This window comes from Pseudozobellia sp. WGM2, assembly GCF_017810075.1.
Classification (GTDB): Bacteria; Bacteroidota; Bacteroidia; order Flavobacteriales; family Flavobacteriaceae; genus JADNYK01.
In genome coordinates, this window is the sequence record NZ_JADNYK010000009.1 from 46871 (window position 1) to 59679 (window position 12809).

At 38.5% G+C, this 12809-nt stretch carries 16 protein-coding genes; 6 read left to right on the forward strand and 10 right to left on the reverse strand.

All coding sequences use genetic code 11. The features are described from left to right. Nucleotides 1–12: 12 nt before the first annotated feature. Nucleotides 13–1086, forward strand: a complete 1074-nt coding sequence (locus IV512_RS17420) for a hypothetical protein (protein ID WP_209405699.1) — start codon at nt 13–15, stop codon at nt 1084–1086. Here IV512_RS17420 and IV512_RS17425 read toward each other — a convergent pair. Further along, nucleotides 1066–1317 (reverse strand): zinc-ribbon domain-containing protein, encoded by a 252-nt coding sequence (locus tag IV512_RS17425; protein WP_209405701.1) that lies wholly within the window; start codon nt 1315–1317, stop codon nt 1066–1068. The two genes, IV512_RS17420 and IV512_RS17425, sit on opposite strands and share 21 nt — an antisense overlap. A 112-nt stretch (nt 1318–1429) precedes the next feature. Then, complete coding sequence (locus IV512_RS17430; protein ID WP_209405703.1) at nt 1430–1813, reverse strand: DUF983 domain-containing protein; 384 nt, start codon at nt 1811–1813, stop codon at nt 1430–1432. A gap of 134 nt (nt 1814–1947) precedes the next feature. Between IV512_RS17430 and IV512_RS17435 the strand changes: the two genes are divergently transcribed. Beyond that, a complete protein-coding gene (locus IV512_RS17435) occupies nt 1948–2829 on the forward strand; it encodes an AraC family transcriptional regulator (protein WP_209405705.1) in 882 nt (293 codons plus the stop codon). Between the two features lie 67 nt (nt 2830–2896). On the opposite strand, the gene IV512_RS17440 is transcribed toward IV512_RS17435, so the two are convergent. Beyond that, nucleotides 2897–3505, reverse strand: coding sequence for an SIMPL domain-containing protein (locus tag IV512_RS17440; protein WP_209405707.1), 609 nt, complete (start codon nt 3503–3505; stop codon nt 2897–2899). Between the two features lie 77 nt (nt 3506–3582). Next, nucleotides 3583–4002 carry a hypothetical protein gene (locus IV512_RS17445; protein ID WP_209405709.1) on the reverse strand — a complete coding sequence of 140 codons (420 nt, stop codon included), beginning with the start codon at nt 4000–4002 and terminating at the stop codon, nt 3583–3585. A gap of 228 nt (nt 4003–4230) precedes the next feature. Here IV512_RS17445 and IV512_RS17450 point away from each other — a divergent pair, with 228 nt between their 5' ends. Together IV512_RS17450 and dnaG are read left to right on the forward strand one after the other, a co-directional pair. Then, a complete protein-coding gene (locus IV512_RS17450; RefSeq protein WP_209405710.1) occupies nt 4231–5502 on the forward strand; it encodes a sorbosone dehydrogenase family protein in 1272 nt (423 codons plus the stop codon). Nucleotides 5503–5570: 68 nt separating this feature from the next. After that, on the forward strand, nt 5571–7550 hold the full coding sequence (gene dnaG / locus IV512_RS17455) for a DNA primase (protein WP_209405712.1): 1980 nt from the start codon (nt 5571–5573) through the stop codon (nt 7548–7550). A 51-nt stretch (nt 7551–7601) separates the two neighbouring features. Here dnaG and IV512_RS17460 read toward each other — a convergent pair whose 3' ends face one another. Further along, entirely contained in the window at nt 7602–8231 is a 630-nt protein-coding gene (locus IV512_RS17460) for a response regulator transcription factor (protein WP_100872343.1), read from the reverse strand. A 172-nt stretch (nt 8232–8403) separates the two neighbouring features. Next, entirely contained in the window at nt 8404–9192 is a 789-nt protein-coding gene (nadE, locus tag IV512_RS17465; protein WP_209405714.1) for an NAD(+) synthase, read from the reverse strand. A gap of 69 nt (nt 9193–9261) precedes the next feature. Between nadE and gldB the strand changes: the two genes are divergently transcribed. Continuing rightward, nucleotides 9262–10245: a gliding motility lipoprotein GldB gene (gldB, locus tag IV512_RS17470; RefSeq protein WP_209405716.1), complete on the forward strand. Its 984-nt coding sequence runs from the start codon at nt 9262–9264 to the stop codon at nt 10243–10245. 1 nt (nt 10246) lies between these two features. Next, the gene (gene gldC / locus IV512_RS17475) at nt 10247–10582 is read left to right on the forward strand and encodes a gliding motility protein GldC (protein WP_209405718.1); all 336 of its coding nucleotides are present in this window, start codon (nt 10247–10249) and stop codon (nt 10580–10582) included. 4 nt (nt 10583–10586) lie between these two features. Here the strand turns inward: gldC and IV512_RS17480 are convergent, their stop codons facing one another. Genes IV512_RS17480 through IV512_RS17495 form a run of 4 tightly spaced genes read right to left on the reverse strand, consistent with a single transcriptional unit; the run spans nt 10587 to nt 12737 of the window. Further along, nucleotides 10587–10817, reverse strand: a complete 231-nt coding sequence (locus IV512_RS17480; protein ID WP_209405720.1) for a dihydrofolate reductase family protein — start codon at nt 10815–10817, stop codon at nt 10587–10589. A 48-nt stretch (nt 10818–10865) separates the two neighbouring features. Then, nucleotides 10866–11120 (reverse strand): dihydrofolate reductase family protein, encoded by a 255-nt coding sequence (locus tag IV512_RS17485; RefSeq protein WP_209405722.1) that lies wholly within the window; start codon nt 11118–11120, stop codon nt 10866–10868. 8 nt (nt 11121–11128) lie between these two features. Then, nucleotides 11129–11632 carry a GNAT family N-acetyltransferase gene (locus IV512_RS17490; protein ID WP_371743315.1) on the reverse strand — a complete coding sequence of 168 codons (504 nt, stop codon included), beginning with the start codon at nt 11630–11632 and terminating at the stop codon, nt 11129–11131. Between the two features lie 55 nt (nt 11633–11687). Continuing rightward, complete coding sequence (locus IV512_RS17495) at nt 11688–12737, reverse strand: alpha/beta hydrolase family protein (RefSeq protein ID WP_209405726.1); 1050 nt, start codon at nt 12735–12737, stop codon at nt 11688–11690. Between the last annotated feature and the right edge of the window lie 72 nt (nt 12738–12809).

Genomic DNA, 12809 nt, shown 5'->3' on the forward strand with positions numbered 1-12809 from the left:
AAATCAAAAATCATGAAAATTATTTTTACTTACTTACTGTTACTTATGCTCACTTTTTTGTGCCAACAGCTAGTTGCCCAAGAAGACGAGGCCCTAGCTTTTAAGATCCAACAACTTGAAGGTAAGAAAGAGGTGATAACCGTGAATGAGCGAGAGGCCCTTAAAAAAGAAGTAGAGTCGATCAATAATCGATTGAATAATGAGGAGTTAAGTCTTGAGGAAGCGGATTCTCTGAAAAAGAAGGTCGCAGAGAAGAGAGCAAAAAACATTGAAAATAAGTTGGCTATAATCGACAATTCTATAGAACTATTAAAGAGAAACGGAACTACAGATTTGAATTTAGAAGTTAGTAATGTTGAAATAGCGATTGGTGGTAAAGACGAAGGTGGAGATGTGCTATTTGGGGTTAAGTATAATTCCGGAAATCAGAAAAAAATAGTTTATGATAAGCGAACGTATAGCGATCCTGTAGTTGCTATTGGTCTGAACAATGCTGTAATTGACGGGCAGTCGTTAGATGATTCGCCATACAAAATAGGAGGTAGTCGTTTTTTTGAATTGGGATGGATGTGGAGAACAAGAGTATTCAAAAACTCAAACGCCCTACGTTTTCACTATGGAGCATCAATTCAATTTAACGGATTAAAACCCATAGATAACCAGTACTTTGTTATGGAAGATGGGCAAGTTCAATTGCAAGTTTTCGATACCGACCTTAAAAAGTCGAAGTTGAGAATGGATAATCTTGTTTTACCCATAAATTTTGAATTTGGCCCCTCAAAATTTTCAAGTTCAGATGAGAAAATCCGTTATGACATTCACAATCAATTCCGAATCGGTTTCGGGGGGTATGCCGGGGTGAATTTAAGTACCCGTCAGAAAATCAAGTACGATGTAGATGGTGAGACCGTCAAAGAAAAATTAAAGCGCAGCTATAATACCAGTAATTTTATCTACGGACTTAGCGCTTATATCGGTTTTGATTCGGTTCAGTTGTACGCCAAGTACGATTTAAATCCGATTTTTAAAGATGCTGCCGTTGACCAAAGGAATGTTTCGTTAGGTCTACGATTCGATTTGGATTAAACCTTTCTCCATTTCCTCGGTAAACTCATTTTCAAAATAGGTCCTTTTGCAATGAGAACACTCAGCTATTTTTTTAGATGATACTTTAAAAATGCGAATCCAAAATATATGGAACCAATTGCTGGTTCGTGAAATAATCAATGTGCCTGTCTGTTCACAATAAGGGCATGAAACATGAGGCAGCTGTTTAGTTTCAGTTTTGCCCGGTCTGGTTCCAAAAAATAGAATCATATAAAAGCATAATTATTGATGTAGGATAAAATTAATCAAATAACCAGTGATGATCAAAGCACTTGTGAAAAAGTGCTTTTCCTTTATTCCAATGGTAAGTTTATAGTCACCCCTAGTGCAGATGCCCCTTGTTATAAGGCATAAAAATATTGATCCAAATATTTCTAGAGATGCGAAGAATAATGGGTAGAGCAAAGAGCATGACTACCACTATAACACAGTAGGTGCTTATCAAATCTAGGCCAAAAACAAGATAACATAGAATAAATGCTGCAGTGGCAAAAGTTAAACCTACCGGGTAACTGACATACATGGCGCCATAAAAGAAGGAAGGCTCGATTTTGTATTTGGTGTTGCAGACACCACATCGTTCTTTCATTTTAAGTGTGCTTTTAAGTTTGTAGGGGTTTTTCTTTAAAAACATGCTTTCATTTTGGCATGCGGGGCAGGTGCCTGTAAAGATGCTATAGAGTTTGGTGCCTTTTAAAAATGCCATCTTATGTTTTTTACTGTCTGGCTACGCCAATAATTTTTATCGATATTATATTGCAAAATTAAGACATATAATTTCCAGATAAGGGCTAAAAATTCGCTTATAATGGTAACTTTGAGACATTTTATAAAGTTGCTATGATTCCTGTTCTCCATATTGAGCAATTTGAAAAAGCCGTAAACCTTACGGAAGTATATGTCAATGACTTGGCGGTTCATTTGCGAAGAAATAAAGAATTGGTATATACCGCCCACAAGCATGATTTTTATCTGTGTGTCTTTTTTAGAAAAGGCACGGGAGTACATGAAATTGATTTTAATAGTTTTCCAATTTATCCTGGAAGCGTATTTTTTCTTAAACCCGGACAAACTCACTTATGGAAGTTTAGCGAACAGCCAGAGGGCTTGATATTTTTTCATACCAAAGAATTTTTTGAACTGGGCTTTACGCACATTAAAATAGAGCAATTCCCATTTTTTAGTTGGAATGGGAATCCGCCACACTTGCATCTACAAAAGGAGGAAATGGTTTATGTGGAAAGCTCATTCAAGAATATTTATGAAGAGTATTTGGAGAATAGAAGTTTAAAGGAGCAAAAAATGAGGAGTCTCATACATTTATTGTATGTAGATTTAAGTAGGTTGTACACCAGTAGGGCTGACTATCAATTAATAGAATCCAATACATATTTGGCCACTTTACAAAAGTTGAACGAAACCATACAGGAAAATTTTAAACAACAGAAGTCGGTTTCCTTCTACGCCGATCAACTTCACATTACCCCTAAACATTTAAACCGAATTACGGCCGCTACCCTGGGAAAAACACCATCGAACTTAATAAATGAGCGACTTTTATTGGAGGCGAAACGACAATTGGTACATAGCAATGCCACCCTGTCTGCCATTGCCACTGACTTAGGTTTTGATGATAATTCTTATTTCTCCAAAGTATTCGTTCGTAGGGTAGGGGTTACACCATCAGCCTTTCGTAAAGCCTACAAAAACCTCTTGAAGTAGTTGGTAAATGAAAAATCCCGATTTGATTTTTCAAACCGGGATAGACAACAAGTTAATGCGTTTTATTTTATTGCAACTCGAAAGTTACTGAAATGTAGTAATCTCTATTGGTTTTAATATTACCATAGTATAGTGACTCTTGAATTTTAGAATGATTGGTATCACTGATTACCATGGCCTTACCCACTTTTCTACCCACCTTGGTTGCAATGGCATTTGCTTTTTTCTTTGCATTTTCAAAGGCCTTTTCGGCATAAGTGGCAGCTTGTTCCTGATCGAGTTCAAACTCCAAGCTCGATTCTGACCTCGATACCCCAATGCTTTTGACACTCAAAAACTTTTTCATTTCTTCCATAGATTTTGTCCTGAATTCAACAATGGTTCCTTCTTTTTCGTAACCCAAAAGATTATAGGCAAATATGTCTTCTTTTAAAGTACTCGAAGAAATTCCGGCCTTTTCCAACTTATCGTAGTACCCGCTTTTTACTTCCGATAAACTAATGGTTTGCGCGTCATAATACACATTATTAAGACTTACCACCATTTTACTAATATATTCGGGACCCATGTTGTACTCGAAGGTACCATTTACAGTAATGCTGTGGGTATCTGTTTGTGCCTGTATAGTGCCCAATGAAATGATTGTTAATGCAATTGATAGAAAAAGCTTTTTCATAAATGTAGTTTTTGAAAGACCCTTCGGCCTATATTAATTTACTAATAGGTTAACGGTAGCGGATGTATAATCTTATATTAAAGAAATAGAAAGGATGCAGTAATCATCCAAATGCCAATAAAGATGCCCACTAGACCTAATTTACCTTGTTTTGGGGCAATTTTTTCACGTAGTTCGGCAGCCTTGGCTTGGGCGTGTGCGTTATTGGATAATATCATTTTGTTGATCAAACTTGAACCCAATAAAAAGCCAAGGCTGACTGAAACTAGGTTGCCTGTTAACAAGGTTGCCCACCAAATCGGCGCTGAGCTTAACCAATTAAGGTTCAAAATGGCGGTAATAATTCCCCAAAGCCCCCAGAAACAAAAAACGATACCTATCCATCCTTGATAAGGTTCTATTTTTTCAAGAAGCTCCTGGGCATTTGGTTTTTTTGATAGTAATAAAGAAGGTACTGCGATAATACTTAAAAGTATAAGTGAAATTCCCCAAATCATAATTTTAAAATTTGTGACCCTAAAGGTCGGTTGTGGTTAATATTATTTTGTTTTCTTACGTACAAAGATGGTGTGATAAGGTCTGCTACATTACCCTAATACTAGTGAAAATAACATCCCTGAAAACAGGGTAGATAACATCAAGCCGTCTTGTTAAATTAATCTTAAACGGCTGTCTTCACTTGAGGTGTATGGGTTTAAACCTTACCTTGTTTTAAAACAAGAACAATGAAAAAAATAGGGTTATTTATATTAAGCTTTACGGTCTTTATGGCCTGTAAAGAAGAAAAAAAGGTCTCGGAAGAGACAAAGGAAAATCTGGCTGAAAGTGGTCCGGTTACTGTAGAAACGGCAATTGGTCCCTTAGAGTTGGCAGCTCCGTTTTCGTCTGAGTCTGTAACCAAACAGAGTAAGGTAATTGGTTGGGAAGGTGACAAAAAACCAATTGCTCCTCAAGGTTTTACAGTTACTAAATTTGCCGATGAGCTCAAGCATCCTAGGTGGACGTATATTGCACCTAACGATGACATATTCGTGGCCGAGTCTGATACAAAGAACAGCGCAGACCAGATTACATTGCTGCGTGATACGAACAGCGACGGAGAGGTCGATGAACGTCACATTTTTGCTGATGGCCTTAACCAAAACTTTGGGATGTTGGTTTTAAACGGATATTTTTATGTGGCCAATACTGATGGTCTCTACCGTTATCCTTATAAGGAAGGACAAATTAAGCTCGAGGGCGAAGGAGAGAAAATTGTTGAACTTTCTGCTAGCGGATACAATAATCATTGGACACGAAATATTATCACCAATAAAGAGGGTACGAAAATTTACATTTCTGTAGGGTCTGCCAGTAATGTAGGTGACCAAGGTATGGAAAAAGAGGAGCGTAGAGCTAACATCTTAGAAGTGAATCCTGATGGTAGCGGTGAGATTGTCTATGCTGACGGATTGCGTAATCCTGTAGGTATGGACTGGAATCCGATTACAGGAGAACTTTGGACAGCCGTGAACGAACGTGATAAAATAGGAAACGATTTGGTGCCTGATTATATAACCAGCGTGCAAAAAGGGGGCTGGTACGGTTGGCCTTATAGTTATTATGGCGACATTAAAGACCCGAGATGGAAAGATGATCCACACCAAGAGATGGTAGATAAAGCAATTGTACCTGATGTGCCGGTAGGTAATCACACCGCATCTTTAGGCTTGGTGTTCTATGGTGCAGACCAGTTTCCCGCGAAATATAAGAACGGGGCGTTTGTAGGGCAACATGGTTCATGGAACCGTGCAGTTTTTTCTGGGTATAAGGTTTTGTTTGTTCCTTTTGAAAATGGAAAACCACAACCTCCACAAGATTTCTTAACCGGCTTTATCGCCGATGAAGAGGCTGGTGAAGTTTATGGCCGCCCTGTATGTGTTGCTGTAGCTACAGATGGTTCATTATTGGTAAACGATGATGATAGCGGAGTTATATGGAAGGTTAGCGCCGAATAAGCCAAAATCAATCTTAGAATGTAAATAGTGCCTATCTTTAGGCACTATTTTCTTTTTTACCAATTACATTGATATCAAAATCTAGCATAGACCAAGTTTTCGAAACCGCCCGTTTGGAGGAGGTAATCGGTGATTTCGTACAATTAAAAAAATCGGGTTCGAATTTTAAAGGTCTGAGTCCCTTTACCGATGAACGCACACCAAGTTTTATGGTCTCGCCGGTCAAGCAGATTTGGAAAGATTTTAGTAGCGGAAAAGGAGGCAATGTAGTTGCGTTCTTGATGGAACATGAACATTTCACCTACCCTGAGGCCATTAGATATTTGGCTAAAAAGTACAATATCGAGATAGAGGAAACTGAACGTACCGATGAGCAGAAGCAAGAAGCTGATGAGCGCGAGAGCATGTACTTGGTTTCCGAATTCGCCCAAAAGCACTTTGCTGAAATGCTTTGGGAAACGGAACTGGGCAAAGCGATAGGCCTTACGTATTTTAAAGAACGGGGCTTCACACCCGATACTATTAAAAAATTCGGCCTAGGGTATTGTTTGGATCAGTGGGATGGTTTTACAAAGGCCGCTCTGGATCAGGGGTACCGACTGAACTATTTAGAAAAAACAGGCCTGACCATAGTCAAAGAAAATTCTCAAAACCCTGGTGACCCTCGAAAATTCGATAGGTTTAAAGGCCGGGTAATGTTTCCGATACACTCTATGAGTGGTAGGGTGCTTGGTTTCGGGGGTAGAATATTGACCAACGACAAAAAGGCTGCAAAATATCAAAATTCACCTGAGAGTGATATTTATCATAAGAGCAAAGTACTTTATGGTATTTATTACGCAAAACAGGCCATTGCCAAAGAAGATAATTGCTTTTTAGTTGAAGGGTATACCGATGTCATTCAATTGCATCAAAGAGGTATTGAAAATGTAGTTTCTTCTAGTGGTACGGCATTAACTTCTGAACAGATTCGATTAATCAATCGTTTGACCAAGAACATCACCGTACTTTTCGATGGTGATGCAGCAGGATTAAGAGCTTCTCTTAGGGGTATCGATTTGATTTTGGAGCAGGGCATGAACGTTAAAGTCTGCACCTTTCCTGAAGGAGAAGACCCAGATAGTTTCGCAAAGAGCAATGAGCTTGAAGAGGTAAATCGCTACTTGGCAGACCATGCCAAGGACTTTATTCAGTTCAAGGCGAACCTTTTGGCCAAAGAAGCAGCGAACGACCCAATTAAAAGGGCGGAAACCGTTCGTGATATCGTCAATAGTATTGCGAAGATCCCTGACGGTATCAAACAAGAAATTTATATTCAGGAGTGCGCGGGAATCATGAATGTTTCTGAATCGGTACTGTTCAGTACCTTGGCGCAGATTGGGAAAAAAAACCAGAACGAGGCATCGAAAAAACCAGCCCGGGAAGAAAAGGCATTCGATGTCGTAAAGAATGATGCTACAGTTGAAAAGGTCGATGTTCAATACGAGCTTGAGCGAAAAATTATAGAGATTCTCTTATTGTACGGTAACAATACCGAAAATTTTGAAGATTTGGTACTTAAAGAAAGTGAAGAGGGTGATTTGATTTTAGAGCCTGAGTCGATAAAGTCCAAAGTATATGAGAAAATTTTTCTTGACTTGCAAGATGACGAAATAGAACTTGCGAACGAGCATTTTAGGTCTATTTACTACAAATTGATCGAGGCCTTGAACCAGACTGAAGATTTTAAGCTAAGTTCATTTTTATCTGGTCTTGATCAAACCATGGTAGCTGAGGTTTCTTCTATTATGATGGAGGAAGAAAAATATACTTTGCACAATTGGGAGCGTAAAGATATTTACCCGAAAGGCAAAAAAATAGGCGTAGCACAACTGGCAAGTGAGACAATTTTGACCTTACGGTGTTTCTTGATTAAAAAACGAATGTTGGCTTTACAGAGTAACACAAAAGAAAGTGTCGAAGATAATCGAGAGACTTTAGAAGAGATTATGAACTATCTTCATCTAAACAAACTTTTGAATAAAAAACTGAATAGGGTATTATCTTAAAACAAAAAACCCGAACAAGTGTTCGGGTTTTTTAGTATGCTAGTTTTTTGCTTAGTAAAGCTCTAAAGCTTTAGCTTGTTGCAAAAGGTCGACCATATTGTCAACGTTTAATTTTTTCATTAAACGTGCTTTGTAGGTGCTCACCGTTTTTTCATTAAGGTTCAAACCAATGGCAACATCTTTGTTACGCTTACCGCTTGCCAAAAGTTTCAAAACCTCTACCTCACGGGTAGATAGTTTTCTGAAGAATCTTCTTGGTTTTTGAGTGCCTTCATCGAAAGCCAATCTTTGGGCAAGTTCATTGGTAATGAACATGTTTCCTTCACTTACTTTTCTTACCGCCGAAATAATGTAGTCAATGTCAGAAGCTTTTGAAAGGTAACCGAAAGCTCCAGCTCTAATGGTGCTTAAGGCATAAACATCTTCTGATTGCCCACTGTACATGAGTACTTTTACATCTGGATTTTCTTTCTTCAATTTTCTTAGAGTGGCAATTCCGTTAATTTCAGGAATATCCATTTCTAACATAATTACATCGGGAGTAACTTTTTCAAGTTTTTCGAAAAGTTCCGAAGTTGTTGAAGCCGTGTCTACTACTTCAAACCCTGATGCCTCTTCCAGAACATTGGTAACACCCATTCTAACAATGGGGTGATTGTCCGCAATTAATACTTTAATCATTTTGATAGTTTTTATTCTAGATAATAAACTTTCGGTTCGGGCGTGAATAAATACTGACACGCAATGTAAGGTTTAATAATCTAATTACTTGGGCAAATGTCATATTTTTTTCACAAAAACGGCCGTTTTCCTGAATATATTCGTTTAGTTTACACCTATTTAGGTCAAATTGCTATTTTAACTTATCAGGTATTTCACATACAGGTATAGGAAGCATTTTATGCCTATTGGCCGTATTAAAACGTATAAAGATACGAAATACTTCTTTTTCTCGGCCAGAAAAATCGCTTTCACTTTTTCCTTTGTCCTTCATGGCCATGGCCCACTCCAATTCAGGGTAAGATGCACCTATTTGGTCTTCATCCGTTCTATCATCTCCCCATAATCCATCGGTAGGTGCTGCTTTTATTATTTCTTCATTTACGCCTAAGTGCTTGGCGATTTCATAGACTTCGGTTTTTAGCAAATCAGCTATTGGGCTCAGATCAACACCTCCATCACCATATTTGGTGTAAAAACCTACACCGAAATCTTCGACTTTATTTCCGGTTCCTGCAACAAGGTAGCCTTGTAAGGCGGCAAAGTAGTAAAGGGTGGTCATACGTAGGCGTGCCCTGGTGTTCGCTAAAGACATAAAACGCTCCTCTTCATTTTCAACGGTAGGCAATGATGCAACTAGGCTATCGAATACAGGAGTTAGGTTTACAGACTGCCGTTTCACATTTTCGAAATTGGCAATTAGCCAGTCGATATGTCTTGATGCGCGGCCAACCTGATTCTCGGCCTGATGTATAGGCATTTCTAAACACAACAGGTCTAAGCCGGTTCTTGCACATAAAGTAGAGGTGACCGCGGAATCTATCCCCCCTGATATTCCGATTACAAATCCTTTAATATTGGCATTGGTCGCATAATCTTTTAACCAATCGATGATATGGTCGGTTACCTTTTCTGTCTGCATAAGATGTTCTTTAGTGAAGATCGATTAACTTTACCCGTTAAAATTAATGTGTACCGACTAAATATTAAAATGTATCAGAGAATACTTTCATTACCAAGGTCTATTTTTGCGATATTACTGATTATCACGTTGGTTTATGGTTGTAATGAGACCGATAAGGTAGAAGAGGAAATTCAAAAGATAGATGTCGATTTGAGGGTTTTGCGGTTTGACCGTGAATTTGCCGAGGCATCTCCTTTAGATATTCCCGTACTTAAAGAATCATACCCCTATCTATTTCCTGCACAGTACACCGATAGTGTGTGGGTGGCAAAATTGCAAGATACGTTGCAGGTCGAACTTTTAGAAGAGGTTCATGGTGTATTTGCCAACTTCGATGATGTACAAAATAATCTTGAAGATTTGTTCAGGCATGTGAAATACTATTTTCCAGAGTATCAAGTACCGGAAGTCGTCACCTTGACTTCTGATGTTCAATATGAAAATCGCATTATTTTGACCGATAGTTTGCTATTGCTCGGTCTAGATAATTACCTGGGAGCTGAACATAAGTTTTATAGAGATATTCAGCAGTACATCAAAGCAGGGTTCGATAAAAAATACTTGGTCAGTGATGTGGCGAGTGCTTTTGTTAAACAAGTGGTGCCAAGAGCAGAGAACCGGTCTTTTTTAGCTCGTATTATTTATTATGGAAAAGAGCTTTATGTAAAGGATAAGCTTATGCCCAATTCGGCAGACCATCTGAAAATTAATTATTCGGAAGATGAACTTGAATGGGCCAAAGCCAATGAAGAACCTATATGGCGTAACTTTATTGAACAAGAATATTTGTACAGTACCGATATGAAGCTATCGCGTCGGTTTTTGGAACCCGCGCCATTTTCGAAATTCGGTCTTGAACTCGATAACGAATCACCTGGTCGCTTGGGCCGATTTATAGGTTGGGAAGTGGTTAAAGCCTTTATGAATAAAAATGATATATCGCTTCAACAAATGCTGAATTTGCCCTCGGAAGAAATTTTTAAGAAATCGAATTATAAACCTGCAAAATAAAATGTCAAAACTACATACATCGGAAATTACCCTAAAGGTAGGACTAGATGAAAATCGTGTACCGGAAACTCTAAATTGGTCTGCACAAGATGGGGGAGTCGACAATGAAGAGGCCAAGGCGATGTTGCTTTCGGTTTGGGATAGCAAGAACCAAGAATCGCTTAAAATTGATTTATGGACCAAAGATATGCCCGTTGATGAAATGAAGACTTTCTTTCACCAGACCTTGGTTTCTTTGTCAGATACATTTATGAAGGCAACACAAGATGAAAAGATGACAGCCACCATGAAAGACTTCTGTGACTATTTCGCCGAGAAATTGGAGTTGAAAGGGTAGCCCTTTAATATAGAACTTCGTATGTTATGGTGGTCAAACCATCATTATAGGTCTTACTTTCGGTCCGGTTCAATCGATATGCTTTTTGTGAAGTACCAAAAAGGCGAATACCATTACCTAAAATCAGGGGATTCAACTTTATTTTCAACTTATCGATAAGTTCATTTTCCAAAAGCCAACCGGTAAATTGACCGCCACCGCATAAGTAGATATCGGTTTCCGAAGTTTTCTTCAATTCTTTAATGATATTGAGATTCAAGTCACAAAGGGTCAACTGGTCGCTTTAATTTTCGAATTTCAATGTTTTGGAAAAGATAAAATGCTGCATGTGCGAATAAGCAGGTTGACCAGGCTCAAGACCATATGTATAACCGAATTCATAAGTTCGACGACCCATGATCACTGTTTTGAAATCTTTCAAATCTTCTAAATATTGAGATACCCCATCACCAGTAGCCTTGAAACCACTAGTGTCATCATTGGGTCCCGCAATAAAGCCGTCGATTGAAATTGCTACGTAGTGAACTATTTGAGCCATAAGTTCAATTATTCTTTTAGCTTGGCATATCTATGCTCATCCCAAAATGCATCGTTCTTGAAAATTGCTTTGCGCGAAACACCCTCTTTTTCAAAACCGTTCTTCTCCAAAACTCGCATCGAGCCTATATTGTATTCAAAAACACCTGCGTAAATTCGAATCAGTTTCAATTCGTCAAAAGCATACGAGACAATTAATTCAAGCGCCTTTGTCGCAATGTCTTTACCCCAAGAAGGCTCACCGATCCAATAACCGATTTCAGCCGATTTTCGATAGACGTCTTTTTGGAAAATCAAACCAATTAGCCCACAGAATTTACCATTACAATCTATGGCGAAAACCTTTTCCGTATCATTTTTGGCTTGGCGTTGAATGAATTCTTCCGCATTTTTTTCGGTATAGGGGTGGCCAAAACCGTCCCGAACATTGTCCCAAATTTTTTTATTGTTGGCGAGTAGGGCCATCTGGATTTTGTCGGAGGGTTCAAGCGCACGTAATTTTACCTCTATCACAGGCATTGTTTTTTAAATAATCTATAGGTTATTATATTACTTTCTTATCCGATAATTACTCAAACTTCAAATAGGTATCAAAAAAAGGCAACATATCATTCAAGGCCCGCCCATCATCGGTCCACAGTTTGTTGCCATGGTCGCCTATGTATTCTTCGGCATAATGGTTAACACCCAAATTTTCCAACTTTTGACTAAATATTCTGCAAGTTATTGGCACGTGGGGGTGTTCTTCGTTTCTACCCCAATCTAATTTTAATGCCTTTAGACTTTTTAGTTGGTCCACATAATTATCTACCATTCCAATGATTGATTTTTTTTGCCATATTTCCAGTACATCTTCGTTGATAATTAAGCTATCTCCTTCATAAGTGAAAGGTAAATCTGCGTAAAAGGGTGGTTTGTCCGGGTTCGGGGTATAGGCGCGTCCCACGGCTACCACTACATTCGGACGAAATTCGCCATAACCTGTAACCAATTCTTCCCTTGTTTGAATTTCATGAATACGTTTATAGGCGGCTCCCTTAATCCCAAATTCTTTTAATATGCCCAAAGTTCCAGGGGAAAGGGCATAAACGCTTGAAAAAACCTTCGGGAAAAGCATCCCCATCCTTATCGCTCCTTGGCCACCCATTGAATGGCCTGCAATACCCCTGCTTTCACTGTTGGGTATCGTTCGAAATTTTTTATCAATAAATGCCACAAGATCCTTTCCCGTAAAATCGGCCCATTTGCCAGTGAGTGTTGAATTGGTGTACCAGCTACCTCGATATAAAGTATATTGATCGGGCATAACTATAATTACAGGCTCTATTTTTCTGGTCGCAATAGCCTTATCTAATAATTCATCAAATTTATCTACTGCAATTGCCAGACTATCATTCCATGTAAACCCATGTAGATAATAGATTACTGGGTATCTTTTTTCGCTTTTGTCATATCCCGGAGGAAGATAAACCGTCACTCTTCGGGTTGGGTTTTCCCCACCGGGGTTTTCCAAGTTGGCGGAATACAGATGATCGACAATAACCTTTCCTTTTGTTTCCTGCCCTTGTCCTAAATTGATGATTGCAGAAAAGAGTACCGTTAGTAGTAATTTTTTCATTTTAGTAGAATTAATTAATAATTGTATGACGAGGGAAGTTATATTTCTGATTTACAGCATATTACTTTAAAG

Excerpts from the sequence above, each read along its gene's own strand:
- IV512_RS17420 (WP_209405699.1), top strand. The coding sequence starts at position 13 with ATGAAAATTATTTTTACTTACTTACTGTTACTTATGCTCACTTTTTTG.
- IV512_RS17425 (WP_209405701.1), bottom strand. The coding sequence starts at position 1,317 with ATGATTCTATTTTTTGGAACCAGACCGGGCAAAACTGAAACTAAACAG.
- IV512_RS17430 (WP_209405703.1), bottom strand. The coding sequence starts at position 1,813 with ATGGCATTTTTAAAAGGCACCAAACTCTATAGCATCTTTACAGGCACC.
- IV512_RS17435 (WP_209405705.1), top strand. The coding sequence starts at position 1,948 with ATGATTCCTGTTCTCCATATTGAGCAATTTGAAAAAGCCGTAAACCTT.
- IV512_RS17440 (WP_209405707.1), bottom strand. The coding sequence starts at position 3,505 with ATGAAAAAGCTTTTTCTATCAATTGCATTAACAATCATTTCATTGGGC.
- IV512_RS17445 (WP_209405709.1), bottom strand. The coding sequence starts at position 4,002 with ATGATTTGGGGAATTTCACTTATACTTTTAAGTATTATCGCAGTACCT.
- IV512_RS17450 (WP_209405710.1), top strand. The coding sequence starts at position 4,231 with ATGAAAAAAATAGGGTTATTTATATTAAGCTTTACGGTCTTTATGGCC.
- IV512_RS17460 (WP_100872343.1), bottom strand. The coding sequence starts at position 8,231 with ATGATTAAAGTATTAATTGCGGACAATCACCCCATTGTTAGAATGGGT.
- nadE (WP_209405714.1), bottom strand. The coding sequence starts at position 9,192 with ATGCAGACAGAAAAGGTAACCGACCATATCATCGATTGGTTAAAAGAT.
- gldB (WP_209405716.1), top strand. The coding sequence starts at position 9,262 with ATGTATCAGAGAATACTTTCATTACCAAGGTCTATTTTTGCGATATTA.
- gldC (WP_209405718.1), top strand. The coding sequence starts at position 10,247 with ATGTCAAAACTACATACATCGGAAATTACCCTAAAGGTAGGACTAGAT.
- IV512_RS17485 (WP_209405722.1), bottom strand. The coding sequence starts at position 11,120 with ATGGCTCAAATAGTTCACTACGTAGCAATTTCAATCGACGGCTTTATT.
- IV512_RS17495 (WP_209405726.1), bottom strand. The coding sequence starts at position 12,737 with ATGAAAAAATTACTACTAACGGTACTCTTTTCTGCAATCATCAATTTA.